This window comes from Streptomyces sp. SP17BM10, assembly GCF_036322405.1.
In the GTDB taxonomy this organism is placed as follows: Bacteria; Actinomycetota; Actinomycetes; order Streptomycetales; family Streptomycetaceae; genus Kitasatospora.
This window is the reverse complement of sequence record NZ_JAQYXB010000424.1, coordinates 26970-52866: the sequence shown is the minus strand read 5'-3', so window position 1 is coordinate 52866 and position 25897 is coordinate 26970. Positions and strand designations below refer to the sequence as shown.

The window sequence follows — 25897 nt, the reverse complement described above, 5'->3', positions numbered from 1 at the left end:
CGGGCGTCGGTGCGTAACGTGGTTCGGAGACTCCGCCGCCGGTGTGGCCGCTCGACGGCGTCCCACCGCATCCCCAGGGTCGAGAGGTCTGTCATGAATCGTTTCGCCACCCTTGCCGTCGGTGCCGCCGTCACGGCGGTCGCTGTTTCCGGGTGCAGCAGTTCCGGCACCACGGCTTCCCCGACCCCGACCCCGACCCCGACCGCGAGCGCCAGTGCCCCGACGGCCACCGCGGGCTCGGCTACTCCCGTCGGTGGTGCCGCCACGGTGAAGACGGCGGATTCGCCGTACGGTCAGATCCTCGTCGACGGCTCCGGCAGGACGTTGTACCTCTTCAAGGCCGATACCGGGACGAGCTCGAACTGCAACGGCACCTGTACGCAGAACTGGCCGCCGCTGACCACGACCGGGACACCCAACAGCAGTGGAGCGACCGCATCCCTGGTCGCGACGACAACCCGATCGGACAACTCGACCCAGGTGACCTACAACGGCCACCCGCTGTACTACTTCTTCAAGGACACGAAGCCCGGAGAGACCCACGGTCAGGGCGTCAACGCCTTCGGCGCGTCGTGGTACGTGGTCAGTCCCAGTGGCGACGCGGTCACGAGTGCGGCCTCTGCGTCCGCCTCGTCGTCGGCCAGCTCCACGGGGTACTGAGGCGTTGCCCTGCAGTCTCTTCTCGGTCGTGGCCACCGCAGCCCAGGCCGCGCGCCTTGGCCTGGTGAGCGTTTGTTCGGGCTGTGAGACACGACGGGTGCGGAGTTCTCGCGGCCTGGTGATCGGCGTACGAGTTGACGTTGTGGTCGCCACTGGACGGCCACGCGGTGCTGGACCGCCTCGCCTGGGACGAGAGCCTCTCCCGCGGTGGCACGGTGTGCGGGCGCCCCGGGCACGGGCCCGGGGCGCCCGCACCCGGCGGTGCCGGTGATCAGAGGTTGCGTCGGCCTGGGGAGTCGCACCGCGGAATCGATGCTGCTGCCGTCCGGCGCGCAGCTTTCGGGAGAACCGGGCATGCGCCGCCGACGCCACGTCAGGACCTGCAGGCGGTGCGCTGTGCCTCGGGGGAGTCCGCCGGACCGCCGGTGGCGCACACCAGGGTGCGGTAGCCGGTGGCCACCGCGGGTGTGGTCAGCCGGATCGAGCCGGTCCGCACACCGGTGACGGCCGCCATCGTCTCCCGCGGACCGCCCCAGGCCCGTTCGGCCTTCACCTCCACGCGCAGCAGCATGAGCCGGCCGGGGTCGTCGGCGTCGATCAGGCCGCCGCCGACCACGCCCCGCGGCGTGCTGAGCAGCCATGCGCACGGGTGGTTCACCTCGGTGAGGAAGACCGGCTTCACCGCCGCCGAGGCGGGGGCCGCGACGGCGCCCACCACGGCGACAGCGGCGAGGACCAGACCTGCCGCACGAGTAACCAGGGCGCCGGGAGCCCAGCAGGCGTCAGGAGACGCGCTTGAGCTGCCACGTGTTCTTCTCGAGGCTCGGCACCGCGGAGTACTGGCACCCGGAGCTGTAGTAGGTGCTCACGATCGTCCAGCCGGCCGGCGGCCAGGTGGAGGCGCAGGCGTTGACGACGGTGCCGACCGGGTAGCCGGTGAGCTGCATGATCTTCTTGGTGTTGGGGGTGAAGCCGGAGCCGCAGCCGGCGCTGTTCCACCACTGGACGTCCACGGAGCCGTCCGGGGTGAGCGAGGACGCGCAGATCGTGGTGGTGCTGCCGGGCGCGGCCTGGGCGGTGCCCATGGTGAGGGTGAGGGCGGCGGCGGTACAGCCGACGGTCAGGACGGCGGCGCGAAGGCGGGTCACGGAGGCGGCTCCTCTCGGGTGACGCGGCGAGTCCGCGCCAGGGCCCATTCCTATCGGTACGAATGACCTGTCGAACAGTGCGTTTCCGGCCCGATCGGCGGCGCGTTCTCGACCCCCCTCTCCTTCGGCTCGGGTGAGACCAGACCCCGCTGCCGCACCCGCCATCCCGGTCTGCCGTGCCCGGGGCCGCCGATCCGCTCGCCGCGGTCCGGGTCGCCCGGAGCCCTGCCGTACCGGGGCTGGGTGGCCGTCATGCCGCCGCGACGCTCGCCCGGAAGACCGCCGTGGCATCCGGCGCGGGGATTCCTTTCAGCGGGGGACCCGGTTGTCGGTCGCCAGCACGTCGCCGGACGCCGTCGAGCCCACCTGGCGACGCAGCGCGCCGATCGCCGGATCGGAGATGGAGACCGTGAGCCGGTAGCGCGGCTGGCCGGTGATGGTGTTGTTCGAGTCGGTCGGCGCCGTCAGGAACCGCTGGACGGTGAAGCCGTCGACGCCCGGGCACAGGGCCTCGGCCGGGAGGGTCACCTGCACGGAGGCGCCGCTCTCGGGCCCGGCGTGGACGGTGCCGCCCGCGCTGGCCGGGGCGTCGTCGTCGGGCGTGAGCGGGAGCCCGTGGGCCCCGGCGACCAGGCCGTCCGGGCCGTCGATCTCGACCGCCACGCCCTGCGGACCGAGCGGCGCGGACAGGTCCAGCGCCCGCCCGCCGGCGCTGGGGCCCGGGCCGAGCCCCAGCCCGATGGTGAAGTGCCCGGGGTCCTGCGGGGAGGTCCGGGAGAACCCGTAGGAGCTGAGGACGAGTTGGGGTCCCGGCGGTGGGGTGTCCGACTGCGCTCCGGCGAAGGTGAAGGACGAGGGCGCCGGCTCGAAGTGGTGGAACCCCTTGGCGCCGCACCTGGTGCCGTCCGAGACCCCGCCACCGGGCAGCGCGACGTCCGCGGCCGGCCGCAGGACGCGCGCCGCCCGGCCGCCCCCGTTCAGCAGACCGGCCGGGTCCGCCCCGACCGCGACGGCCAGCAGCACCGCGAACGCCGTGACCGCGATCAGCCCGGTGCGCCGCCGCCCGGGCCGGCCCCACCGCGGGCGACTCGCGCCGGAGCCCGCGCCGGAGGCCTCCCCGGGCGCCCATCGGCGGCCTCCCGGATCCACCGGCGGCTCCTGCTGCCACCGCGCGGCGAGCATGCGGGTCCGGGCGGTCGGCTCCTTGACGGCGGCGTCCTGGACGAAACGCTCGTCCAGGACGAGCCCCTCGAACGGGTCGGGCGAAGCGGACTGGTGGGGTTCCTCGGCGGTCGGCACGGCGCCAGTATGCCCGCCCGTTCGGACACACCGACCGGCGAGGGCCGGGTCGGTCGGGCACGTCGGACCGGGATCCGAGGAGGGGCAGGCGGACGCGGATCGCGGACCGCATCCGTCCTGCCCGCTCCAGGAACCGGACTGCACGGGTTTCCACCCGACGATCGGCTGGTGGTCGGCCGGGGACGCCGGGATTCCGTGCGGGAATCCCGGCGTCCCCGCGGGGCGGCGTCGCCCTAGGCGAACTGCCACCCGCCGGAGGCGACCGTCGAGTTCACGCTCGTGCAGTAGGCGTAGCTCCAGGAGCCGCCGCCGGTCGCTTTCCACGCCCCGTACACGATCTGACCGTTGTTGCACAGGGCCTTGGCCCGGAAGACGATCGCGACGTCGGAGCGCCCGCAGCTGGTGCCGAACGTGTTGCCGTCGCTCCAGACGTCGCAGACGTCGGTCGTCCTCGCGGACGCCGGCGCCGCGGCGCCCACTCCGACCACGAGCGAGCCCGCGGCGACCGCCGCCAGTGCCAGTGCACGTACCTTGAGCATTGAATTCCCCCTCCTGCCGGGCGGAGGTTTCCCCGCCTCGGGGGAAACCTGTTTCCCATTACCTGGCCCACGGTCGTGCTGTGGGCTTGCACCGAATCTAGATCGATGAAAGGGAACGGCAGGTGCCGCAGTGCACAGCCAACGGGTCCGTTCGGTGCCGAACTGCACAGTCAGAGAAGGGGAACAGTGAATTCCACGTCGGGAACCGCCGGTTCGCCCGTGCCTCACCCCCGCTCGCAGCCGCGCCGGAGGCGTTCCGGGGCCTCGGGCGCCAATGAGCCGAGCACCACACTCAGCGACCTCCCGCGCGCGGGGAGGAGCTTTTTGACCTGCGGCGCAGCGAGGGTTTTGTTGTTCTCCTCGGCGCCACAACAGCACACCGTAATCCGTTTGGCAGGGTGCCGGTCGGGTGCTATCAACTCCGGGTGACTGTGTTCGTGTGTGCGGCTTGTGATCGTCCGATTGCCGGTCCGTTGACCAAGCTGCCCGAGGTGCCCGTCCGTCCGATGGATCAAGGGTTTCCCAAAGCGGACGGATCCCGTCAAGCCACCTCCACCCTGCCACTCGGCTTCTTCGCCCTGGAACCCGAGCCGTGGGGTGCCCCGCTCGTACCCTCCGACGAATGTCGAGAGGTCTTCGCCGGCGGGCCCTGCCTCGGCGACCCGGACGGAGACGGGTTCCTGGTGTCCGCAGGCCCCCGGAACACGGTGGTCCTGCACCCCGATGACGCGCCGGGTCTCCAGCCACATCCCGACTGGAAGCATTCCGGGGGATGCTGCGGCTTCAACGGCCAAAGCGGTATGAACCAACTGTGCCCCTGCGGTGCAGAGGTGGGCACGCTGATCAGCGAGTGCAACACCGCGTTCGAGCTGCACCTGGACCCAGGCAGGGTGCGCTCGATTACGGCATGAGCAGGCGAGCTAATGCGCTTCCACCACGGCAAGCTGAACGCCGCCGTCGGCGACGCCGCGAACCGCTTCGCCGAACACGTCGGGCTTCCGGCCTCGACCTCGCCGTCGAGACCCGCCGCCTCTCCGCCCTGTTGGACGGCCTCACCCTCCAGGCGGTCCAGCATCCCGACCTGGTCGGCCCGGACGAGCTGCGCGCGGTGCTCCACCGTCACCTCGACACTCTGGCCGCACCCAGGCCGTAGTGCGGTGGCCCGAAGTGCTCGCGGTGCCCACAGTGCCGCCCGTGCCCTCCGGGAGCAGTGACAGCTCACCACCCGACAGGGAAGAGGCGCTGTCGGTGGGTACGAGCGGCAGTCGGCCGGGGATGGGCAAGCCCCCGTTCGTCGTGATGGGGTTGTTTCCGGATCAGCTCGTGGTCCGCGACGAGGACGGCCGGGGCGCCGGGCTGCCGGCCCGTCTGCGCCTGTGCCGTTCCAGGACGGGTCCTGGTACGTGGAGCGCATGGCCAAGGTGCGCCGAGGAACGCGTTTGGGGGACAGGGGTGTGGGCGCATGTCCGGCGTCTGTGGTGGGTGGCACGTTCGGGGCGGGGGAGAGGAACGCGGCCAGCCGGAACCCATCGCCTCAAGCGCCCCCGGCGGTTCAGAGAAGCCGGAGTCCAGGGCCGTGTCAAGCCTCGCACGTCACGTGCCCGCAGCCGCGACGGCGTCGATGGAACGTCGGATCTGCTGTGCGGCCGATCGGCCCTGACCGGCAGGGTGCCCGCGTCGGCCGGCCGGCGGGCGGGCGGCTATGGCGGCTTCGTGGGTCGTCCTGGCCGTTGCCGGCGGTGAGGGCGGCATGCGGGATGGGGAGGTGATCTGTCGCCACGTCAACTCGCACATCGGCTCGCGCGCCAGGGAACGCCGGTCTGTGGCCGGTCACTTCTTTGCGTGTCGGAAATCTTGACGCAACACCGCAGCCGACCCATAGTGAAGGCCGTCGCGCCACGCTGTTGCTCTCGCCTAATTGTTAACGCTCACATTCACGCTGGTTGCCGGACAAGGCGGAAGGCTCTCATGTCAACGCGGCCACGGCCAACGGCACCGCCCTGGTCCTGTGGGCCTGCACCGGTGGCGGCAGCCAGAAGTGGACCCCGCAGTAGGGACGCCCCCCGCCTGCCAGGGGTGTTTCGGCCGTCGGTGCCCTGGGAGTGCGCGTGGCACCGAGCAAGGCGGCGATCCGCCGCGTGCTGACCATGGCCTGTCCGGGCGGGCTGACCGAACTCGCTGGCCGGAGACGCGCTTTCGTCGACGCCGCATCAAGCAATGCGAACCCCGTTCCTGAAGGAGAGTTCATGAAGACCCATGGAAGCCGCTTCCGGCGCTTGACCCCGGTCGGCCTGGTCGTCGCGATGCTGCTCGGCGTGCTCGGGCTGCAGGCGGCGACCGGGACCGCGGCGCACGCCACCACCAACCAGTTCCGCGGCGTGAACTGGGCCGACCCCAACGACAACTTCGTCACCGGGAACATCACGCCGGTGGGCCTGTCGAACACGGATGATTACGCGACGACCTCCGCGAAGGCCACCTCCATCCTCAAGGGCTTCCAGGGGCTGGGCGCCAACACCGTCCGCATGGCGTTCAATCGGGCCACCGTTGCGGGCAGTTGGTGGAACAGCTACACCGCCGCGTTCGACGCGGCCACCGCGCTGGGCATGAACGTGGTGCTCACCCCGTGGCTGCAGAACGGTGTGATCGGCGACACCGCCTCGTTCTACGCGATGTGGGACACCGTGATCAACAAGTACGCGGGCAACAGCCGGGTGTACTTCGGCATCATGAACGAGCCGTGGGGCTACAGCACCACCGATGAGGACGACATCGCGGCGGCCTGGGTGGCGCACTACTCCCAGGTGCCCCGCGGACGGATCCTGGTGCCCGGCGCCTGGGAGGGGAACCTGTGCGCCGTCGGCGCCGACTCCCGGCTCGCCGGCACCCTGCTCTCGCTCCACGACTACACCCTCGGCGGGGAGACCCACCCCACCGAGGCCGACTGGATCACCAGCTTCGAGAAGAACGTCTGCGGATACGACAGCCGCGCCGTGCTCACCGAGTTCGGTGTCCCGATGAACACCGGTGTGAACTACGACGGCCCTCGCGACGGTGTCAACGACGTGTCCTATCTCTACGCGCTCACCGACACCGTGCGCAAGCAGGGCATGGGCGCGATCCTGTGGGCAGGCGTGAAGTCCGCCGACCAGACCCAGGGCCCCGGCCCGTGCGAGAACGCCTCCTGCGCGATCACCTCCCTCCAGGGCACCGCGCCGAACTACACGCTCAGCATCAACAACCGGTCCGGCCTCGACCGGCTTCAGTACGCCTGGGGCGTGGGCAGCACGGGCGCTACCACCGGCCCCGTCCACGCGGTCGGTGCGGGCAAGTGCCTGGACGTGCCCGGTGCATCCCGGACCAACGGCACCGTGGCGCAGATCTGGGACTGCAACGGCAACGGCAACCAGACCTGGACGCACACCGCGAGCAACCAGCTCACGGTCTACGGCGGCGCGAAGTGCCTGGACGCCGCCGACAACCAGACGACTCCCGGCACCCCGGTGGCGATCTGGGACTGCAACGGGGGCGCCAACCAGCAGTGGACGCTCAACAGCAACGGCATGATCACCGGTGCGCAGTCAGGGCTCTGTCTCGACGTGACGGGGGCGTCCACCGTCGACGGCGCCACGCTCGAACTGTGGACCTGCACCGGCCAGAGCAACCAGCAGTGGACGCTCGGCTGACGCCGCTGCACCTTGGCAGCCGCCCGGGACCGGCCCCGGAGCGCGGTGTGCGGGGCGGGTCCGCACCACTGTCGCGCACACCGCAGCCGCGTTGACGGACTTCGCGGACGCGCTCGTACCCTGGGCTCCGCGCAGAAGCCTGCCGCGGGGCGGTGCCTGGACGACCCCGGCCTCTCCCCCAGCCCCGGCCCGTGGACGGCACGGCGCGGACCCGCCGCCCGTCCACGGGCCGATCGGTCAGGATGGGTCGTGCCGTACACCACGCCGCGGCCGCCGGCGCCCAGGTAGACCCGGCCGTACACCTCGGGGTCGCCGGTGATGGAAGCACAGTGGGCGGCAACGCCCGTCCGCCGCGAGGTGGATCTTCGTGGTCAGCCCGCCGCGGGAGCGCCCGATCGCGCGGTGGGCGGGTTCGCCGGCGGGGCACCTTTTTGCGGGCCCCGGCCGCGTGCTGGTGCGCACGCACGATCGTGGATTCGACCGAGACGACCCAGTCCAGGTCACCTTCGGCGTCGGCCTGGGCGAGCAGGGCGGTGAAGACCCTCTCCCAGGTCCCGTCGAACGCCCAGTTCCGCAGCCGGGTGTACACGCCCTTCCCCGAGCCGTACTTCTCGGGCAGGTGCACCACTGCGAGCCGGTCTGGAACTTCCAGGCGATGGCGTCGATCACCTCTCGGTGGTCACGCCACCGGCCGCCCCGCTTCGGCGTTCGGTCCGGCAACAACGGCTCTATCCGCGCCCACTGCGCGTCGGTCGACGGCGCACCGGACCAACGATCCGATGATCTTCGCGGCCACGGCTGAGCACGTCCGGGGGGAGGCCGTCACAGCCACGGGATGTCCGCCCGCGGGTACCGGTACGCCCGGAAGACGGCGTTCTGGGCCCCGCCGGAGGACTCCAGGCCGACCCCCTCGCCGAAGGAGCCGAAGTACGGCACGACGTACTCCCAGACCACCTCGCCCTCGGCCGTGACCTCGAAGACACGGCCGAACGAGCCCTCCGCGATCAGGGTGTTGCCGTTGGGCAGCCGCTGGGCGTTGGACATGTACGGGCTGTAGAAGTTCTGCGGCGGGTCGTCGCGGTATTCCCAGACGATCGAGCGGCTCGCCCGGTCGACCTCGAGCACCCGCGAGTACGGCACCGAAGTCCCCTCCCGGTAGGAGCCGTTGTCGAAGACGAGGATGTTGCCGTTGTCGAGCTCGTGCGGGTGGTGCTGCTGGGCGAGGACATCGGGCCCCAGCCGCCAGGTCACCGCACCGGTGGCGCGGTCGATCACCACGGCCGTCGACGCGCTGCGGAAGCCCACCAGGACGGAGCCGTCGGCGAGTTGGTTGACGGTGTTGGCCATCGGCCAGTGCTCGCGGGCGTAGTGGGAGTCGAGGACGGTCTCCTGCGGGTCGAGGTGCTCGGCGGCGGACCAGCGCCAGACGGTCTCGCCCTCCCAGGTCATCTCGTACACCACGTCGCCCCAGACCACCCCGCCCGAGGCCTCGGAGCCCGGGATGCCGCCGCGGATCCTCGACGCGAACCCGGCGGGCACCGGCTCGACGGCGAGCAGCAGCAGGTTGCCGTTGGGGAGGAGCTCGGCGTCGTGGTGGTGGAAGGGGTGGCGGGCCTCGCGGAGGACCGTGCCGTCGGGCGCGACCTGGAGGAACACCCCGCCGTGGTAGACGGCCCAGATCGGGAAGAGCGGCTCGGGCTGCGGGGCCTTGCCCTGGTAGAACAGCGTGCCGTCGGGCAACAGCCGGGCGTGCCGCCCGGGCGGGTACGGCAGGTTCCAGCGGTGCCGTTCGGTGCCGTCGAGGTCGATCAGGCAGGCCTCGCCGGGACCGGCGATCGGGGTGATCAGGGTGAGGCCGTCGAAGGCGCGCCCACGGTCGAGTGCGCGCAGGCCGGTGCCGCGGCGGCGCAGGGTGTTCTGGTCGATCACGGGTCTCTCCGGGACGGTCGGGAATATTGATGACGTCAATATTCCCGTCGGAACCTTGCCGGAGCGTTGCGGCGGTATGAAACCTTTCCGGGGCGCCGCGGAGACGCTGCGATACTGGCGGGTATGGCAGCTCCCGACCCCCACGACACAGGCACCTCGCCCGAGGCGGTGGCCGTCGGCGCCGCGATCAGGCGCCGCCGACGGGCCCTGGGCATCCCGATGGTCGAGCTGGCCGCCTCCGCCGGGCTCTCCCAGCCCTTCCTCAGCCAGCTGGAACGCGGCCTCGCCACGCCGAGCTTGAGCTCGATCTACCGGATCGCCGAGTCCCTGGACTGCCCGCCCGGCGCCCTGCTTCGCCCCCGGTCCGGCCACGGTCCGATCGCGCACGAGCCCGACCCGCAGACCGTCCGGGTCGCCGACGACGGCGGCCAGACGGCGGTGGTGCTGATTCCCGGCGGCCAGAGCGCCGTGATGGAGGCCTACCGGCACACCTTCGTCCCCGGCGAGCCCGAGCGCGGGTGGTTCGAGCATCCGGGCGAGGACTTCCTCTACGTCCTCGAAGGCGAGGTCGTCCTCGAACTCCGGGGCGAGGAGCCGCTGTCGCTGCGCGCCGGCCAGAGCGCACACCACCCCGGGGAGATCCCGCACCGCTGCCGCCCGGCCGGCGGCAGCGAGGCCCGGACGCTGCTCGTCACCTCGTCAGGGGCCCGGCCCTGAACCCGCTTCCCGGCTCAGCATGCGGACAGCGCCGTTGACGACGGCCGCGGAGTCCGGCTAACTTCCCCGGCATGCGGCAGCACTCCCTCACCCTGACGACCCGAGGTCACATCGACCTCCTGCGGGTCTGTTCCGCCGCCTGTCGCTCCTGCTGAGCGCACCCCTCCGCGCCTGACGGGCCCGCGCGTTCCGCAGCCCGTCCGCGCGCGGTAGCAGCACCCTTCCCCAACTCCCGGCCCCGCCAACGGCTGCCCGCCCGCGACCCGACCTGCCGTCGCACCCGGGCCCCTGGCGTCCGCCGTCACACCCTTCCCGCACCCGGGCCCCACCATGCCCGAGGAGACGCCACCATGCCCGTCGAAGCCGAAGTCCCGTCCCCAGCCAGCGCCGTGGCTGCTCCCGAACTCGTCACCGTCACCACAGGCCGCGGCCGCCGCCGGCCACCGCCCCGCTGGGTGCGGCGATCGACCGTCCCGATCCTTCTGCTGGCCCTCTGGCAACTGCTGGGCGCCACCGGAATCCTCTCCGCCCAGACCCTGGCGACGCCAGGAACCGTCCTGGGCAAGGCCGTTGACATGGTCGCCGACGGCACCCTGCCCTCCGCCATGGCGGTCTCGCTGCAGCGCGTGCTCTGCGGACTGGCCCTCGGCGGTCTGGTCGGGATCGGGCTCGCCCTGGTCTCCGGGCTCTCCCGGCTCGGCGAGGACCTGGTGGATCCGACCGTGCAGATGCTGCGCACCGTCCCCTTCATCGGGCTGATCCCGCTGCTCATCATCTGGGTGGGCATCGGCGAGGCGCCGAAGGTGGTGCTGATCGCGCTGGGCGTCGGCTTCAACCTCTACCTGAACGTCTACGCCGGCATCCGCAGTGTGGACGAGGCCCTGATCGAGGCCGGCGGGTCGCTCGGCCTGACCCGACGTCAGCAGATCCGGCACATCGTCCTGCCGGGCGCGCTGCCCGGACTGATGACCGGTCTGCGGTACGCCCTCACCGTCTCGTGGCTGGCCCTGGTCTTCGGCGAGACCATCAACGCCGACAACGGCATCGGCTTCCTGATGAACCAGGCCAGGGAGTTCTTCCAGACCGACGTGATCGTGCTCTGCCTCCTCGTCTACGCCCTGCTCGGCCTGACCGCCGACCTCCTCGTCCGCACCCTGGAAAGGACTCTGCTGTCATGGCGACCGACGTTCAGCGGGACCTGAGCCCCACCGCCCCCGCCGTCCTGGTCCGCGGCCTGCGCCGCTCGTTCGGGCCCGAGCCCCTCCTCGACGGACTCGATCTGCGCCTGGAACCAGGCCAGTTCACCGTGCTGCTGGGAGCGAGCGGCTGCGGCAAGAGCACCCTGCTGCGGATCCTGGCCGGCCTCGACCACGACATCGACGGCGAGGTACGGGTTCCCCGCCGCCGGGCGGTGGCCTTCCAGACGCCGCGGCTGATGCCGTGGAAGAAGGTCTGGCGCAACGTGGTCCTGGGCCTGCCCGGCCGGCCCGACCGGGCGCTCGCCGAGCGGGTCCTCACCGAGGTGGGCCTCCGGCACCGGGCGGACGCCTGGCCCAGAACCCTCTCCGGCGGCGAGGCGCAGCGGGCCTCACTCGCCCGCGCACTGGTCCGCGAACCCGAACTTCTCCTGCTGGACGAGCCGTTCGGCGCCCTGGACGCCCTCACCCGGCTCACGGCGCAGCGCCTGGTCGGCGAGGTCTGGGAGCGCCGCCGGTGCGCGGTCCTGCTGGTCACCCACGATGTCGAGGAGGCCGCACTGCTCGCCGACCGGGTGCTGGTGATGCGGGCCGGGGCGATCGTCCACGACGAGCCGGTCGACCTCCCCAGGCCGCGCGGAGCAGCGGACCCCGCCGTCATCGCGCTGCGCCGGTCACTGCTCGACCGCCTCGGTGTCAGCTCTTCCTGATGTCACGACAGAAAGCCGCAACAGCCATGTCCCGCCCTCTCCGGCGCGCCCTCGCAGCGGTCGTCCTCACCCCCGCCCTGATCGCCGCACTGACCTCCTGCGGCTCCTCCGCATCGAGCTCGCCGGCCCGTACCCTGCGGGTGGGGGACCAGAAGGGCGGCGCTTCCCAGGCCTTGCTGGACGCCTCCGGTCAGTCCAAAAGTCTCCCGTACCACATCAGTTGGTCCTCCTTCAGCTCCGGGCCGCCGATGGTGGAGGCGATCGGGGCCGGCTCGGTGGACATCGGCGCGGTGGGCAACACCCCTCCGGTCTTCGCCGGTTCGGCGCACCGGCCGGTGAAGGTCGTCGGTGCGCTGCGGTCCTCGGAGGCCGGGGACGCGGTGCTGGTACCGAAGGGCTCCGCGCTGACGGACGTCGCCGCCCTCAAGGGCAGGACGATCGCCGTCGCCCAGGGCAGCTCCGCGCACAACACCCTGGTGGCACTGCTCCTCAAGGCCGGGCTCGGCCCCGCCGACGTGCACCTGAGCTACCTCCAACCGGCCGACGCGCTGGCCGCGTTCACCGCCGGTAAGGTCGACGCCTGGGCCGTGTGGGACCCGTACACCGCGATCGCCGAGCAGGCCGGCGGGCACATTCTGGCGACCGGCGAGCCGGTCTCCGCCGGGTTGGCCTTCACCGTCGCCTCCGACGGGGCGCTGGCCGACCCGGCCCGCAGCGAGCTGGTCGGCGACTACCTGCGGCGGGTGCGCGCGGCCTGGCGCTGGGCGGCCACGCACCAGGAGCAGTGGGCGCAGGTGTGGGCCAAGGAAGCGGGCATCCCGTACGAGGTCGCGCTGGTATCGGTGCGCCGGACCCAGTCGACCTCGTTCGGGGTCGCGCTGGACGACGACGCCGTCCGCTCCGAGCAGCGGATCGTCGACACCTTCGCCGCACAGAAGCTGATCCCCTCCTCCTTCACCTTCGCCGACTTCACCGACCGCCGGTTCAACGCCGACCTGCCCCCGTCCGCCACCACGACCGCACCCGCCAACTGACCACCCCGGAGCCCGAAACCGATGAACGTCCACCTCCACTGGTTCCTGCCGACCGGCGGCGACGGCCGCGGCCTGGTCGACCGGCACGCCTACGCCGCCAACACCACCCACCCCCCGGCCGCCGCGGGCCGCGCCGCCGCGGCCGTCCGCCGCCCCGAGATCGAGTACCTCGCGCAGATCGCCAAGGCGGCCGACCGGCTCGGCTTCGAGGCCGTGCTCACCCCGACCGGCACCTGGTGCGAGGACGCCTGGCTCACCACGGCGTTCCTGGCCCATGAGACCGAACACCTCAAGTTCCTGGTGGCTTTCCGGCCGGGCCTGATCTCACCCACCCTCGCCGCCCAGATGGCCGCCACCTACCAGCGGGCCACCCACGGCCGTCTGCTGCTCAACGTGGTGACCGGCGGCGACACCGCCGAGCAGGCCCGGTTCGGCGACCACCTGGACCACGACAGCCGCTACGCCCGCACCGACGAGTTCCTCAGCGTGGTGCGCGGCGCGTGGTCGGGCGTGCCGTACGACTTCGACGGCACCCACTACCGGGTGACCGGCGCTCAGGTGCCCGTCCCGCCGGCGCCGGCCGTCCCGATTTTCTTCGGCGGCTCCTCGGCCGCCGCCGGACCGGTCGCCGCCCGGCACGCCGACGTCTACCTGACCTGGGGCGAGCCCCCCGTGCAGGTCAAGGAGAAGATCGACTGGATCCGGGGACTGGCCGAGGCGGAGGGCCGCGACATCCGCTTCGGTGTTCGGCTGCACACCATCTCCCGCGACTCCTCCCGGCAGGCCTGGCGGGAGGCCGAGCGGCTGCTGGAGGACCTCGACGACACCGAGGTGCAGCGGGCGCAGCAGTTGCTCGGCCGCAGCGAGTCGGTCGGCCAGCAGCGGATGCTCGCGCTGCACCGGGGCTCCCGCGACGGGCTGGAGATCCACCCCAACCTCTGGGCCGGCGTCGGTCTGGTCCGCGGCGGCGCCGGCACCGCCCTGGTCGGCAGCCACGAGGAGGTGGCCGACCGGATCGAGGAGTACCACGCCCTCGGCATCGACCACTTCGTGCTCTCCGGCTACCCGCATCTGGAAGAGGCCTACTGGTTCGGCGAGGGCGTTCGCCCCGTGCTCCAGGCCCGCGGCCTCGTCGCGCCCCCGCCGAGTGCCCGCTGACCTCTCTCCCTTCAGCAACGGTTCACCATGGAGGACCACCCTGATGGCAAGACCACCCTCGCCGCGCGGACCACTCTGGCCAGCGCCGGCGGCAGCCGGGGAAGGCGGTGACCGAGCTCGTTGCCGCGCCGCGACACCAGGCGGACCTCGTGGCCCTCCAGCACGTGCGCCGTCCCCCTGATGCCGTCCAGCTGAGCGTGTACTGGGTCCCGCCCGGCAGCACCGGCACCGGCAGGAGGTTCAGCACGTCCTCTCAGATCGCCGGGTAGGCGGGGAAGGTGCAGCGGGGCGCGGAGCCCGAGCCGGTGACCGCGGTGACGGACACGCCGGTGCCGGAGAGGTGCAGGTTGCTGTCGGCGGCGCCGACGGTCGCGTAGGAGGCGGTGTTGGCGGTGACGTCCAGGTTGACGTTCCGCAGGGTGAGGCCGAGCGGGTGGGCCGAGTCCAGTCCGACAAAAGTGGACTCGGCGCCGCTGGGCGAGTGCGTCGCGGTGACACCGTTGACGACGATGCCGGTGAACAACGGGACACCGGAGCCGCTGCCCGAGGAGTAGTGGGTGTCGAAGACCAGCGGGGCACGGACCGTGTCGAGGCAGGTGTCGAGGTAGCTGACGTCGCTGACCTTGCCCCCGTTGGCCGGCGAGCTTTTGATCCGGATCCCGGTGCTGCTGCCACTGGTGTTGCCCAGGCTGTCGGTGCCGGTGAGGGTGTTGTCGCGGAACAGGACGTTGCTGACGCCGCTGGTGGTCTCGCTGCCGATCGAGATGCCGTGGGTGCCGTAGAAATGGTTGCCCGACACCGTGATGTTGCTGCTGGCCCGGCTCCCTGCCTTGATCGCGATGCCGTCGTCGCCGTCCATGATGAACGAGTCGGTGATGGTCACGTTGGTGGCGCCGGCCGGGTCGATGCCGTCCGTGTTCCGAGCCGTCGCCGGCGTCTTGATCCGCACGCCCCACGCGGTGAAACCGTTGCCGCCGTTGTAGACGACGTGGAAGTTCGTCGAGTTGAGCAGGTCGACGTGGTACAGCGTGAAGTTGTCGGAGTCGTCGGCCTGGATCAGCCGGGGGTTGTTCTGGTTCTTGCCGGCCTTCTGCGCCTCGGTGGCCAGCTGCCACCAGCTGGTGCCGGTGCCCAGGATGCTCTGGTCGCCGCGGCCGTCGATCCGGCCCTGGCTTCCGTCGCCGGCACGCACCGCCTCGATGCCCGCGTCGGCCCCGGCCACGGTGATCAGCGGCCTGCAGCCGCCGCTGGACGAGGAAAGGGTGCCACAGGTGGGCTTGCCGCTGACCTGGTAGTCGCTCGGATTGCGGGAGCCGTAGAGGGTGACGTTGCTGTCGAGCACCAGCACCTCTCCCTGATGGACGGTCAGCGCCCCGGTGAGGAAGGCCGTCCGGGTGGCATCGGCACCCTTGAGCCGGACGGCGACCGGAGCGGAGCCGCTCCGGGCGCAGCCGTCCAGTGCCTTCTGAAGGCGCGCCGTGTCCGGTGGAGCGCTCTCCTCGGCCGCGTCTGCCGTCCGCCCCGGCATCGCCAGGTCGGAGGTGACGGTCGCGCAGACGGCGGTCGGCACGACAGGCTCCCTGACGTTACGCGTGTCGCCGGTCGCGACCGCGCCCGAAGAGCCCGACGAGCCCGAAGGGCCGACACCGGTACCGGACGAGCCGGCCCCGACCGGATCCCAGCCGTCGGTGCCCGCCAGGTACTTTCGAGCGGTGAAGTCAGCGGCCTGACCATCCGCCAGCTGCGGCCCGTCGCTGACGGCGACGCCCGCGCGGGTGTTGCCGTACGAGGCGAACCGAGCCGACTTCCAGGAGAAGCCACCCATGTCCGTCCACGGCGTACCCGTTTTGACCGCGGCGGGCAGCCGGGTGTTGCGGACCACCACCTGGGCCACACCGGAGGCGGTGGGGTGCCAGGGCCGGCCGAGGAAGTACGTACCATCCTTCGCCGTGCTGCGCACCGTGCTGTCGGTGATGAGCAGCCCGTACTTGTGCGAGGCCTCGGTATTGGCCGCGGTGAGGAATCCGTTCACTCCGCCGGCGGCCGCACCGTCGTCGACGGCGTCGATGGTGGCGTGGTCGAACACAGCGGTCGCGTTCCCGAAGATGAAGTCCACGTCGCCCGCGATGTAGTCGTCGACGAAGTACTGCCGGGTCTGCGCCGTGGCCTTGGGAGACCACGTGAGAACGGTGTCCTGTCGACCGATGATGCGGTCGTTGCGGTACACCTGGCGGTCTCCCTCGGCAGCCACGGCGACGGCCTGGGTACCCTCGGCGGACCGGTTGGCCGCCCTGTCGAACGTGTTGATGACGGTGAGATCCGAGACCGTCGTCCCGGCGGCCGCGAAGCTGGCCGTGGCGCTGCCCATGGTGCCGAGCTTGCCGCCGCCCGGCGCCGCCGTCCCGCTGGCGTTGCCGTAGGAGATGACGACGTCCTCAGGATTGCCAGTGGCGCCCTTGACGGTCAGTCCGGTCTTGTCGGACGGCACCTTGACCACTTCGTGGTACGTGCCCCCGGCGATGCTGACGATGTCCCCCGGCGCGGCGGCGTCGATCGCGGCCTGCACCGTCCGGTAGCGGCCGCTGCCGTCGGCGGCCACAGTGAGCGTCCTGGCGCTGTGGCTCAGGGCCGCGTCGGCGACCACCGGGACGGCGGCGCCGACGACGGCCAGGGCCCCGGCCACGGCGAGCACGCGACGGGCCGTCCATCCACGACGGTGCCTGCGGCGGTTCTGATCTGCCACGAGGTCGCTCCCCTCCGATCGAGGCGGCACCGCTCGGGGCGGCACCTGGTCGACCTTCAGTGGTCACCGCCGACGAAAAGGTTGCCGGGCATCCAACGCGGCAGGTGCGGTGGGCAGGGGAGTCCTGGGGGCTTCCGGTGCTCCCACCGCTGATCTGCCTGGCCGGGTCAGCGCCGGTAGCCGCTGCTGTGGCCCGCGCCGCCAGGCCCCCGGGCCCGGCCCGCGCCGCCGGTGCTGCGCTTCGTCCAGGACCAGGAGACCGTCAACGGTGGCCGCACCCGTTCGATGTCTCCGGTCAGTCCCGGACCAGGCAGAAGGGGTGTCCTGCGGGGTCGGCGAATATGCGCCAACTCCGCTTTCCGTCGCCATCGTCGAGCAGCGTGGCGCCCCGCTCGAGCACGCCTTCCTGGGCCTGGTCCAGGTCCTCGACCCCGAGGTCGAGGTGGAATTGCTGGGGGCGGGCGGAGTCCAGCCATTGCGGCGGCTGATGGTTCTCCACGCGCTGGAAGGCCAGCACGAACCCAGCATCCGTATGGAGAGTCGCCCAGCCTTCGCCGAGCGACCACCGAGGATCCGGCTGGTTCACCACGCCGCCGAGAAGCGACTGGTAGAACCGGGACAGCTCAGCAACATCGGCACAGTCCAACACGACACACTGCAGCTTCGCGATCACGCCGGGCAGCATCTCACGAGGCCTGATCACGATCTACGTGGAGTATCAGGCACACAGTGATAGCGCGTGCATGTTGGTCACGTACCCGCCACGCCTCCTGGATGGGCTCACCCAGGCGTGCATGTGCACGCCGACGGTCTCCCACGTGGAGTGAGAGGGACGCACTCGTCCGAAGCACCGTGGGGTGGCTGTCGATCTGCCAGAACACGGATCGTCCCAGGCGCGTAGGGGGCGGCGGCTGGATGGCCCGGGGCCTTCGGCGCTGCCCTGTCGCGTTGGTTGTCTGGGACGCCCGGGGGTCGCTCCCCGGGGGTGGCACCGGCGTCAGCCGGTGTCTTCTCGTTTCAACGCCCCTTGTCTGGGGCCCTTGCGGGCTCCGGGACTGACAGGGGCTCGGCGAGCGTTTCGGGTCTCCCCCCTATCGGAGGCGACCGTCGTGAGCTGCCTTCGCGCCGCGTCAACGATGTTCGCGGTGCTGTTCTCGTGCCGGTGTACGACCGCACCGCACGAGGGGCAGTGGAACCTGCTGCGCGAGGGGTCGGAGCTTGGGTTTCGCTCCTTGCACTTCGCGCAGGTGCCGGCGACAGGCTCGCCGTCGTCGAGGACGACGAGCTGCGAGCCGTACCAGGCGGTTTTGTATTCGAGCTTCTTGCGCAGGCCGCCCAGGCCGGCATCCAGGAGATGACGGTTGAAGCGGGCCTTGGCCTTAACGTTCCTGCCCGACTTGGCCCGGGGGCCCTTGGCCGAGGTGGTGAGAGCGGTGAGGTCGAGGTCTTCGATGGCGACGTGTGTGAAGCCGGTGGCGAGCTTCTTGGACAGGCCGTGCAGGAACGAGGCGCGTCGCACCGTGATCTGCTGGTGGAGGCGGGCGACTTGGGCAGCGGCCTTCCTCCACCGCGCTGATCCCGGTTGGCAACGGGACAGCGCGCGCTGGGCCCTGGCGAGCTTGGCCAGGCTGTCGGCGAGCAGGCGCGGGTGGGGCACGAGGTCCGTGGCGGGGTCAGCCGGATCGAGAGGGCTGGACAGGGCGGCCAGGTAGCGGGAGCCGAGGTCGACGCCGACGAGGCCGCCGGCGCGCTGGCGAGCGGTGGGGCGTCCGGTCTGCTCGACGCGTCCGCCGTTCTCGGCGGCCTTCCCGGCCTGGGCGCGGCTCAGGTACGGGGTGCGGGTGCCGTCGGCGTCGACGTGCTCCCACAGGACGGGAACGTCCTGCTGCACCTTCGCCAGCACGGAGGCGTACCAGCGGTGGCCGCCGCGGGTGACCGTCACGGACTGGACGACGGCCTGGCCGCTCTCCACGAGTCGGGCCAGGCGCTTGCCGCTGTCGTGGATGCGGATGCTGCCCAGGCCTGGCATCACCAGGCGCCGGTAGCCCTCCAGGCGGATGATCGGCCGCTTCACGTCGTGGAAGAGGGCGAACGATTCGGCGTGGCCCTTCTTCTTGAACCGGGGGTATCCGTGGCGGCGGCCGGCGCGGCGGCCGGCGAGCGAGTCCTGCCAGTACCTCCAGGCGACCTGCGCGCGGTCGAAGCCGGCGGTGAAGCAGTACACGTTGACCTCGGTCCACCAGGGGCTGCCGCCCTCCTCCCTGGGCCGGTCCCGCTCCATGCGCCACAGCGCGCTGGTGTCGATGGCGGTCGGCGTGCGGAACCCGGCGCTGAACGCCTCGGCCTTGAGCGCGTTCACCGTTGCGCGCGCTTCGGCCAGCAGCTCGCGTCCACGACTGGTACCGGTGGCGTCCGCGCGCACGGCGTCCAGCCGGCGGGCGAGGGCCTCCTGACCGGCCGGGGGCTGCATCGCGGGCAGCGGCGGCATGCCGGTGACGGTGAGTGCGAGGCTCTTGCGGTGGTGGTCCCACACCTTGATCCGGTCGGTGAGTTCGGCGCCGTCGGCTTTGATCCGCTCCTTCGCCTCGGCTTCGCTCAGCCCCGCGTCGAGGTAAGCGGCCCGACGATCCGCCCAGGCCTGGTGGGATCGGGTCTTCTTGGCGAGTGCGTAGTTGTAGGCCCACCGGCAGGCCCCGGCATAGCGGGACAGGGCGGCACGCTGGGCATCGGAGGGGTCCAGGGCGAACCGGTACGCACGCAGCACCTGCGTTCCGGGCATGAACGTTTCCTCCCCACACGCTTCCGTTACCTCAGGTGATCGAATCGTTCCGTACTGTAGAAGGTGGGGAATTTGGTGAGCCAATCGGTAATCACGCGTATGGGCTCTTCCTGCATATGCCGAAATCGGCAGCGGCTACGTCGTGCCGAAGTCGAGGCGATCCGCGCCTGGTGGTCCTCCCGCGGCCCGATCGCCGTCCGCCGGCTGGCCAAGCACGGCTACGGCCCGTCCGCGCCGGCTGCGAGATCGACGTCCTGGGCTCCCGCCTCCCCGGGTGAGCGAGCCCGGGCGCCCAAAGTGGACCAATAATGTGGCGCTCAATTGGACACCTTTGGCGGCCCACTTGGTGGCTAGGTTCGAGGCACACGCCGCGCTGACGAGTAAGGCGCGGCCAACGGGAGGGAACCTTCAATGCGCAAAATCATCATCGGGCTGGCCACCGCAGCCATGCTCCTCGGCGGCACCGTCGCCGCCGCCGGCACCGCGAGCGCCGAGGCGTCGCGCTGTTCCGGCTGGAGCAACAACGAGCCGCTGCTGAAGGCCGGCGCCACCGGCGATGCCGTCAAGGCACTCCAGTGCGAGCTGAACTACTCGCTCAACCCCAACGGCCGCACCCAGCTCGTCATCGACGGGGTGTTCGGCCAGGCCACCTACAACTCCGTCATCACCTTCCAGCAGTGTATGAAGAACCTCCAGGTGGACGGCGAGGTCGGCCCGCAGACCTGGGCGGCGCTGGACTACTGGACCGCCCAGAACGGCTACCCCACCTGCTGAGGTAGCCGTTAGCAACTGAACCGGGGGCAGGTCATCAGCGGATGCCCTGCCCCCGACCTTCTGCGGTCCTGCCTCACCAGGCCTTGCCGGCCTGCTCCCGGGCCGTGTGGTTGATCCGGTTGAACATGTCCCCCGAGTACGCGCACGGGGCACAGCTGGTGATCTGGGTGACGCGCAAGTGGATCACGGACAGCAGGCGCGGGTCGACACCCCCGGCCTGAACCGCCTTGAGCAGCTGCCCGATCCCGGCGAACACCTCGGGGCTGCCAACGCTCTTCATACGCGGGTAACAACATGTTCGAGAGCAGCCCCGGCGGAGGCGCTGCTCGTCGTCCTCGAGCTCGCCGTCCTCGGGTATGACCTCGCCGTCGGCGATCGCATAGAGGTGTTCGACGCGGGCCTTCTTGGCGGCGTAGTCAGGGTCGCGGGAGGGCTCCCAGGTCTTCACGTGTTGAAAGGAGACGCCCTCCTCGCGGAGCAGGACCCGAAGGCCCTCGTGGCTGATGTCGTCGATCACCCCCTCGGCGACCAGGAAGTCGGCCAGCTTGGCCAGGCTCCACGTCGAGAACGGCAGGCCGCGCTCGGCCGCCTTTGTCCTTCAGGTGGAGCGCCTCGAAGTCATCGGCGTTGAAGTCGTGGGCTCAGCCGACGTGACCGTCACGTCGGCCGGGGTCCAGGCGGCGCAGCCGTTCGGCGGCGTCGTGTACGGTCCTGCGGGCCTGGACGGCCTGATCTTGGGCGGTGCGTGCGGCGAGCTCGGCGGCCCGCACGCGTTTCGCGGTCTGGGTGAGCTTCTTCTGGGTGTGGGCTTCGCGTTCTCGTGCCGCGGCGAGCGCGGTCCGGGCGTGTTCGGCGTCGTCGTGTGCCCGCTGCCGGTCCGACTCGGCGTCGCGCAGCGCCTGCTGGGCACCGGCGGCGCGTGCGGCGGCCTCCCGCTCGGCCTGCTCGGCTTCGGCCACCATCTGCACGGCCCGTTCCTGCTCGCGAAGACGCTGCCGCTCGGCCTCAGTCTCGGCCTGGTCGGTGGGCGGCTCCTCCCGGTGGGGAGTCCTTTCGGGGCCGGGTGCTGCCCGGCGTTGTGCGGTCGGCCGGGCCCGGCCGACGGGCGCGCTCGTACCGTGGCCGGTTTCGGCCGCGACGGGGACGCCGGGGTGCCCGGAGGCCGGTGTGCCCGGGGCGGCGCCGGGCCACAGGGGCGGCTCCAGTGCGGTGGTGAGCCGGCCTTCGGCCAGGGCGCGGGCGGCGTCCGGGTCGGCGAGCGCGGCGCCCAGCGTGCGGTCGAGGTCGGCGACCGCGTCCGCGCCGAGCGGGTGGCCGGTGGCCGTCGCGTCCTGCTCGGCTTGCCCGGTGAGGGCCCGCACCAGGTGGCGGCGCTGCTCGGCGAGGGTGCGCAGCTGCTCGCCGGCGAGGTGTTCCTGGGCGTCGCGCAGGGCCTGTCCGAGGTCCAGCAGTTGCTGGACCAGGTCGCGGTGGCGGTGGGCGAGGAGGTTGGCGGCCCACGCGGCCAGGGTGGGGCGGCGCAGTGCGCGGATGCGCTTGGCGAGTTGCGGGTCGGTCTTCTTGAGGTTGTCGGCGTGCTCGTTGCGGGCGCCGACGAAGTCCTGCGGGGGGAGGGTGTAGAGCTCGTCGGCGATGGCGTCGAAGGGGGACGGCGTGCTGGCCATGTCTTCGGACTCTACGGCCGGGCCGGCGGCCGGGCTTGTCCAAAGTGCGGTCGGGTGGTCTCGGAGGGCGGCTGATCGGGTGATGCGTGCGCGGTCGGTGCGGGTGGCTCGTTGAAGGGGTGTGGCTGAGGAGCGGGACCGGGACCGGGGCCGGCGCCAGGCGCCGGTGGTGTGGGTGCTGGCGGTGCGCGAGGCGGTGGACGGTCCGCCGTTCGCGGAGTTGATCGTGGAGGTCGGCGCCGGGCTCCATGCCGACCTGGCGGAGGCCGCGGTGGACAGCGGGTTCGTCGTCGCCTCGGGTGAGCCGCCGGGCTCGAGTGGGGTCGTCGAGGTCGGTGGCGGGTTCATGAGGCGGCTGGTACTCGTCGGGGGCCTGCGGGTCTGGGAGCCGCAGGCGCCGCTTGTGCTCTCGCCGGGGTGGCTGGCGGCGGCCGAAGAGCGGGGAGGTGTGCTGGTGATGGTGGTGCCGCCCGGGACCTGGCCCGCCGACGTGCTGACCTGGCCCTACCTGGATCGGGAGGCGGTCTTCGCCCGGAGGCTGGAGGACGCGTGGTCCGCCGGGCTGGTGCTGTTCGGGATGACCGCCGTCGAAACCCGCTGAGACTCCCGGGCGGGCGGGGCCGTCACGGCGGCTGATCGGGCGTCATCGGCGGCGGTGGTCGTTGGGGGCGAGAGGTGGTCCGAAACGCGGGGCCCGTGCCCCGGCGGCCCGGAGCAGCCGTGTAGGGTCCACGCTTCGATGAGCGCTGGGTCCTGCGAAAACCCGCGAATCCGCTCCCAATGCGCACTACTCGTGTCGGTGTTCCGTGAGCAATCGGGGGCGCTGAACCCGGCGACATGGTCACCCTGCGTAGACGTTGGCAATCGGGTCTATGAGGCTGGAGTGCCCTCGATCGCCGGCGTACGAGTCAACGTGTACCACCTGGTACGGGTGACTGTGCGCCAAAGTTAATGCGGTGACTGACCGTTGTCCGTGAGCCTGCTGCTGTCGGTACGGGTGACAGAGGGGCGGTTGACGGTGGCGTCGGACCCGCATCGCTGGCTGGAGTTGAGGCGGTACCGCGCGCTTCACGACTCCGGGGCGATGAGCCTGCGGCAGATCGCGAAAGAGACCGTGCTGAACCGCCGCACGGTCACGAAGTACCTGTCGGGCCACCCCGGAAAGAAGCTCTCCCGGGGGCGCGGCCGGTGCCGGCCGAGGGGGCGACCGGCACCGGCCGGTCAGGGAACGGCCACCGGCACGCGGGCGGACCGGCCGGTCACCGGCTCCTTCCCGGGCCCCCGCCACGGCGCCACCCTCCGCGGACCCGTCTACACCTTGCCGCAGGGCACCGGCTTGTCGTACGGGCCCGTCGCCGTCGTACGGTTGCCGCACACGGTGACCGTTGACGAGTAGTTCTGCACGACGGCATCCGCGCCGATGAACGTGTTGTGGACGACCTCGCCGCTCGGCACGTCGACGAGTTCGACCCCGGCGGCGAAACCGCACCCGCCGGCTTGGATGGTGGTGGTGTTGCCGGAGACATCGGCCCGGGAGACGTTGCCGAGCGCGATCGTGGTGCCGAACGATCTCAGGGAGTTCCCGGTGACCCGCGCCGGACCGTATTCATTGGTCGGCGGAGCGATGTAGACCGGGGGGTAACAGGTGACGGGGTCACTGGTCTGGACGTTGTCCCGGAGGATGAACGGACCGGGCTTCACGCCGTAGTCGCTCGCCGCAGCCAGCAGCCCGAGGTAGACATCGCGGTAGGTGTTCCGGACGAGCGTCACGTCCCCGGTCCACACCGCGCCCTCGATCTCCACGTCGGTCATCCAGTACCCGACGTTGCTCACGTCGTTGTGCTCGATCACGTAGTTGTGGCAGTTGTCGCACGAGAACGCGTGCCGACCGGTCGTGTGCACGGTGGAGTCGCGCACGGTGACATCGCGCGGCGCCACGGCTCCGTTGCCCTGCCCGTCCCACGTTCCGCCGGAGAAGAGCTCCACGGCGTCGCCCCAGGTGTTCTCGATGTGCAGCCGTTCGAGCAGAACGCCGTCGGTACCCCCGATCTTGACCCCGGCGTCGTGCTCCCGGGCCGAGTCGTAACAGGAGGGTTGGGCGACCACCGCGCAGTGCTCGGAGAGGTTCGTGCCCTGAAGGGTCAGATCACGGACGACGAAGCCGCCCCCGCGGTCGAACCAGAGCCGCGCGCGGTTGGTACTCACGGGCGCGTCGACAGTGGCCTTGACGGTCGCGCCGTTGCCCTCGATGGTGATGTTCCTCCGCTGGGTGAAGGTGATCGAGCCGTTGGTCAGGTAACAGCCGTTGCGCGCCAGGCGGATGGTCGCCCCGTCGGGCACCGTAGCCAGCCAGGTGTTGAACGCGTCGGTGACGTCATGCGAGCAGTCGGAGGCCACGGGTGGCGTGACGGGGACTGCCCGGGCCGTGCCCGTCGCCGAGATGCTCGCCAGCAGGGCGAGCAGGAAGGCCGTAGCGGTGAAACGCCTCTTCACGTCCATCTCCCAGGAGAATCGACCATTCGTAAGCGGATCATCACACTGAGCAACGGGGTGTGCGCGTCGAGGACGGCCAATCGCACCACCCGAAAAGTGGGGGCCCTCCGGCGGGCCCGTGGCTACGCTCGCCCCATCAGCGAGAAGCCCGCCGACCACCGCTGCACCGGCCCGGACGACCCGCGGGTCGTCGCCCTGCCCCCGGCGGAGTTCGCGTTCCCCGGCCCGCTGCGCGACCGGGTGGTCGCGGCCGTCCTCAGCGGCGCCAAGACCAGCACCACCGGGCCGGTCGCCGACTACGAGCACGAGCGCGAACCCCTGCCGCAGCCCGGCGAGCGGGCCGCCGTCCTCGACTCGGACGGCCGCCGGGTCGCGGTGATCGAGACCACGGACATCCGTGTGGTCCCGCGCGCCGAGGTCGACCTGCAGCACGCCCTGGACGAGGGCGAGGGGGAGTGGCGTGCGACGCACGAGCGTTTCTGGTGCAGCCCGGAGATGCTCGCCGCCCTCGACGACTCGGGTTTCACCGTGGACGACGGCACCCCGGTGGTCCTGCAGCGCTTCCGCCTGGAGGCCGACCTCCGCTGAGCCGGGCGGGCGGACCCGGTGGAGGCCGGCCGACGGAGGCCTGCCTCCGGCCACTCCTCGGTCAGTGCTTCACCGGACCTCCCGCGGCCCGCATCGACTTGGTGATCGTCTTCCACTTCTGCAGCCGCGCCTTGGCCACCCGGGCGTCCGTGCGCGAGGCGATCCACTCGCTCTCGCGCTGGAGCTTGAGGTAGCTGTCTATCCGGCGCTGCGCCAGGGTGCCGTCGGCCAGCGCCGCCCGCACCGCGCAGCCGGGCTCGGTGTGGTGGCCCAGTAGCGGGCGTAGGCGTTGAGCTTGGCGGCCAGCCGGGGCCCGCCCATGGTGCCGGGGTCGACCTCGACGAACGCCAGCTTGGTGACCTGGGCGCCGTCCGCGGTCGTGCGGGTGTAGTAGAGCAGGCCTTCGGGGCGCACCGTGCCCTCGCGGCCCTCGGCGAAGCGGTGGGTGATCCCCGGGATGAAGTCGAACGGCCCGTAGGCATCGCCCCGGCGCCGGGCGTCGGCGAGGAAGGTGAGGCGGGTGCGCACGACGGCGAACGGGACTGCGGCGAGAAGGACTTGGCCTGTTGGTGCGTCAGATGCTCAGCGACGACGGCCTCATCCCCGGCTGAACCCCACGCCCCTGGGCTTGGCCGGACTTCGTCGATGGTGGCGTCGGGCGCGGGGAGGAGCCGGAGCCCGTCGTGCACGCCGAGGCATGGGGAGGCCGGCGCGACGCTGCACGCCGCCCTCGCCCAGCACCCCAGCCACCCCGGCCGCGCCGGAACACCGGCGGGCCCG

At 71.4% G+C, this 25897-nt stretch carries 25 protein-coding genes and 2 pseudogenes; 13 read left to right on the top strand and 14 right to left on the bottom strand.

What is annotated here, in order from left to right:
- Positions 1 to 93: 93 nt before the first annotated feature.
- Positions 94 to 660 (top strand): COG4315 family predicted lipoprotein, encoded by a 567-nt coding sequence (locus PUR71_RS04225; RefSeq protein ID WP_329924947.1) that lies wholly within the window; start codon positions 94 to 96, stop codon positions 658 to 660.
- 373 nt (positions 661 to 1033) lie between these two features.
- On the opposite strand, the gene PUR71_RS04220 is transcribed toward PUR71_RS04225, so the two are convergent.
- The 4 genes from PUR71_RS04220 to PUR71_RS04205 all read right to left on the bottom strand — a co-directional run bounded on the left by PUR71_RS04220 (position 1034) and on the right by PUR71_RS04205 (position 3646).
- A complete protein-coding gene (locus PUR71_RS04220; protein ID WP_329924946.1) occupies positions 1034 to 1378 on the bottom strand; it encodes a hypothetical protein in 345 nt (114 codons plus the stop codon).
- A 64-nt stretch (positions 1379 to 1442) separates the two neighbouring features.
- The gene (locus tag PUR71_RS04215; RefSeq protein WP_329924945.1) at positions 1443 to 1808 is read right to left on the bottom strand and encodes a hypothetical protein; all 366 of its coding nucleotides are present in this window, start codon (positions 1806 to 1808) and stop codon (positions 1443 to 1445) included.
- 309 nt (positions 1809 to 2117) lie between these two features.
- Positions 2118 to 3107: an SCO2583/SCO2584 N-terminal domain-containing protein gene (locus PUR71_RS04210; protein WP_329924944.1), complete on the bottom strand. Its 990-nt coding sequence runs from the start codon at positions 3105 to 3107 to the stop codon at positions 2118 to 2120.
- 233 nt (positions 3108 to 3340) lie between these two features.
- Positions 3341 to 3646, bottom strand: coding sequence for a hypothetical protein (locus PUR71_RS04205; RefSeq protein ID WP_329924943.1), 306 nt, complete (start codon positions 3644 to 3646; stop codon positions 3341 to 3343).
- A gap of 425 nt (positions 3647 to 4071) precedes the next feature.
- Between PUR71_RS04205 and PUR71_RS04200 the strand changes: the two genes are divergently transcribed.
- The 3 genes from PUR71_RS04200 to PUR71_RS04190 all read left to right on the top strand — a co-directional run bounded on the left by PUR71_RS04200 (position 4072) and on the right by PUR71_RS04190 (position 7332).
- Positions 4072 to 4557 (top strand): hypothetical protein, encoded by a 486-nt coding sequence (locus tag PUR71_RS04200; protein WP_329924942.1) that lies wholly within the window; start codon positions 4072 to 4074, stop codon positions 4555 to 4557.
- Positions 4554 to 4799: a TetR family transcriptional regulator C-terminal domain-containing protein gene (locus PUR71_RS04195; protein WP_329924941.1), complete on the top strand. Its 246-nt coding sequence runs from the start codon at positions 4554 to 4556 to the stop codon at positions 4797 to 4799. Before PUR71_RS04200 ends, PUR71_RS04195 begins: the two co-directional genes overlap by 4 nt.
- 1093 nt (positions 4800 to 5892) lie before the next feature.
- Positions 5893 to 7332 (top strand): ricin-type beta-trefoil lectin domain protein, encoded by a 1440-nt coding sequence (locus tag PUR71_RS04190; protein WP_329924940.1) that lies wholly within the window; start codon positions 5893 to 5895, stop codon positions 7330 to 7332.
- Positions 7333 to 7659: 327 nt separating this feature from the next.
- Here PUR71_RS04190 and PUR71_RS04185 read toward each other — a convergent pair.
- Positions 7660 to 8064, bottom strand: a pseudogene (locus tag PUR71_RS04185) (IS5 family transposase); the annotation flags it as partial.
- A 90-nt stretch (positions 8065 to 8154) separates the two neighbouring features.
- Complete coding sequence (locus PUR71_RS04180; protein WP_329925008.1) at positions 8155 to 9258, bottom strand: aryl-sulfate sulfotransferase; 1104 nt, start codon at positions 9256 to 9258, stop codon at positions 8155 to 8157.
- 126 nt (positions 9259 to 9384) lie between these two features.
- Between PUR71_RS04180 and PUR71_RS04175 the strand changes: the two genes are divergently transcribed.
- The 6 genes from PUR71_RS04175 (at position 9385) to PUR71_RS04150 (ending at position 14345) form a co-directional block, all read left to right on the top strand.
- Positions 9385 to 9978: a helix-turn-helix domain-containing protein gene (locus tag PUR71_RS04175; protein ID WP_329924939.1), complete on the top strand. Its 594-nt coding sequence runs from the start codon at positions 9385 to 9387 to the stop codon at positions 9976 to 9978.
- Positions 9979 to 10328: 350 nt separating this feature from the next.
- Positions 10329 to 11180: an ABC transporter permease gene (locus tag PUR71_RS04170; protein ID WP_329924938.1), complete on the top strand. Its 852-nt coding sequence runs from the start codon at positions 10329 to 10331 to the stop codon at positions 11178 to 11180.
- On the top strand, positions 11153 to 11884 hold the full coding sequence (locus PUR71_RS04165; RefSeq protein WP_329924937.1) for an ABC transporter ATP-binding protein: 732 nt from the start codon (positions 11153 to 11155) through the stop codon (positions 11882 to 11884). The genes PUR71_RS04170 and PUR71_RS04165 overlap by 28 nt, the downstream gene beginning before the upstream one ends.
- A gap of 26 nt (positions 11885 to 11910) precedes the next feature.
- The gene (locus PUR71_RS04160; RefSeq protein ID WP_329924936.1) at positions 11911 to 12918 is read left to right on the top strand and encodes an ABC transporter substrate-binding protein; all 1008 of its coding nucleotides are present in this window, start codon (positions 11911 to 11913) and stop codon (positions 12916 to 12918) included.
- Between the two features lie 21 nt (positions 12919 to 12939).
- Positions 12940 to 14076 carry an LLM class flavin-dependent oxidoreductase gene (locus PUR71_RS04155; RefSeq protein ID WP_329924935.1) on the top strand — a complete coding sequence of 379 codons (1137 nt, stop codon included), beginning with the start codon at positions 12940 to 12942 and terminating at the stop codon, positions 14074 to 14076.
- A 107-nt stretch (positions 14077 to 14183) separates the two neighbouring features.
- Entirely contained in the window at positions 14184 to 14345 is a 162-nt protein-coding gene (locus tag PUR71_RS04150; RefSeq protein ID WP_329924934.1) for a hypothetical protein, read from the top strand.
- Here PUR71_RS04150 and PUR71_RS04145 read toward each other — a convergent pair.
- The 3 genes from PUR71_RS04145 to PUR71_RS04135 form a co-directional block, all read right to left on the bottom strand.
- On the bottom strand, positions 14330 to 16819 hold the full coding sequence (locus PUR71_RS04145) for a pectinesterase family protein (protein WP_329924933.1): 2490 nt from the start codon (positions 16817 to 16819) through the stop codon (positions 14330 to 14332). The two genes, PUR71_RS04150 and PUR71_RS04145, sit on opposite strands and share 16 nt — an antisense overlap.
- A gap of 295 nt (positions 16820 to 17114) precedes the next feature.
- Positions 17115 to 17492, bottom strand: a complete 378-nt coding sequence (locus PUR71_RS04140; protein ID WP_329924932.1) for a VOC family protein — start codon at positions 17490 to 17492, stop codon at positions 17115 to 17117.
- A 324-nt stretch (positions 17493 to 17816) separates the two neighbouring features.
- The gene (locus PUR71_RS04135; protein ID WP_329924931.1) at positions 17817 to 19598 is read right to left on the bottom strand and encodes an RNA-guided endonuclease TnpB family protein; all 1782 of its coding nucleotides are present in this window, start codon (positions 19596 to 19598) and stop codon (positions 17817 to 17819) included.
- A 411-nt stretch (positions 19599 to 20009) separates the two neighbouring features.
- Here PUR71_RS04135 and PUR71_RS04130 point away from each other — a divergent pair, with 411 nt between their 5' ends.
- Positions 20010 to 20372 (top strand): peptidoglycan-binding domain-containing protein, encoded by a 363-nt coding sequence (locus PUR71_RS04130; protein WP_329924930.1) that lies wholly within the window; start codon positions 20010 to 20012, stop codon positions 20370 to 20372.
- A 334-nt stretch (positions 20373 to 20706) separates the two neighbouring features.
- Here the strand turns inward: PUR71_RS04130 and PUR71_RS04125 are convergent.
- Both PUR71_RS04125 and PUR71_RS04120 read right to left on the bottom strand, forming a co-directional pair.
- A pseudogene (locus PUR71_RS04125) lies at positions 20707 to 20970 on the bottom strand (IS630 family transposase); the annotation flags it as partial.
- Between the two features lie 43 nt (positions 20971 to 21013).
- Entirely contained in the window at positions 21014 to 22036 is a 1023-nt protein-coding gene (locus tag PUR71_RS04120; protein WP_329924929.1) for a hypothetical protein, read from the bottom strand.
- Between the two features lie 121 nt (positions 22037 to 22157).
- Here PUR71_RS04120 and PUR71_RS04115 point away from each other — a divergent pair, with 121 nt between their 5' ends.
- Complete coding sequence (locus PUR71_RS04115; RefSeq protein WP_329924928.1) at positions 22158 to 22637, top strand: hypothetical protein; 480 nt, start codon at positions 22158 to 22160, stop codon at positions 22635 to 22637.
- Between the two features lie 710 nt (positions 22638 to 23347).
- Here the strand turns inward: PUR71_RS04115 and PUR71_RS04110 are convergent.
- Positions 23348 to 24529 carry a hypothetical protein gene (locus PUR71_RS04110; protein ID WP_329924927.1) on the bottom strand — a complete coding sequence of 394 codons (1182 nt, stop codon included), beginning with the start codon at positions 24527 to 24529 and terminating at the stop codon, positions 23348 to 23350.
- A gap of 195 nt (positions 24530 to 24724) precedes the next feature.
- Between PUR71_RS04110 and PUR71_RS04105 the strand changes: the two genes are divergently transcribed.
- On the top strand, positions 24725 to 25117 hold the full coding sequence (locus tag PUR71_RS04105) for an ASCH domain-containing protein (RefSeq protein WP_443077348.1): 393 nt from the start codon (positions 24725 to 24727) through the stop codon (positions 25115 to 25117).
- Positions 25118 to 25178: 61 nt separating this feature from the next.
- Here the strand turns inward: PUR71_RS04105 and PUR71_RS04100 are convergent, their stop codons facing one another.
- Both PUR71_RS04100 and PUR71_RS04095 read right to left on the bottom strand, forming a co-directional pair.
- Positions 25179 to 25361 (bottom strand): hypothetical protein, encoded by a 183-nt coding sequence (locus PUR71_RS04100; RefSeq protein ID WP_443077341.1) that lies wholly within the window; start codon positions 25359 to 25361, stop codon positions 25179 to 25181.
- Positions 25316 to 25645 (bottom strand): replication-relaxation family protein, encoded by a 330-nt coding sequence (locus tag PUR71_RS04095; RefSeq protein ID WP_443077340.1) that lies wholly within the window; start codon positions 25643 to 25645, stop codon positions 25316 to 25318. The genes PUR71_RS04100 and PUR71_RS04095 overlap by 46 nt, the downstream gene beginning before the upstream one ends.
- Positions 25646 to 25897: the final 252 nt, after the last annotated feature.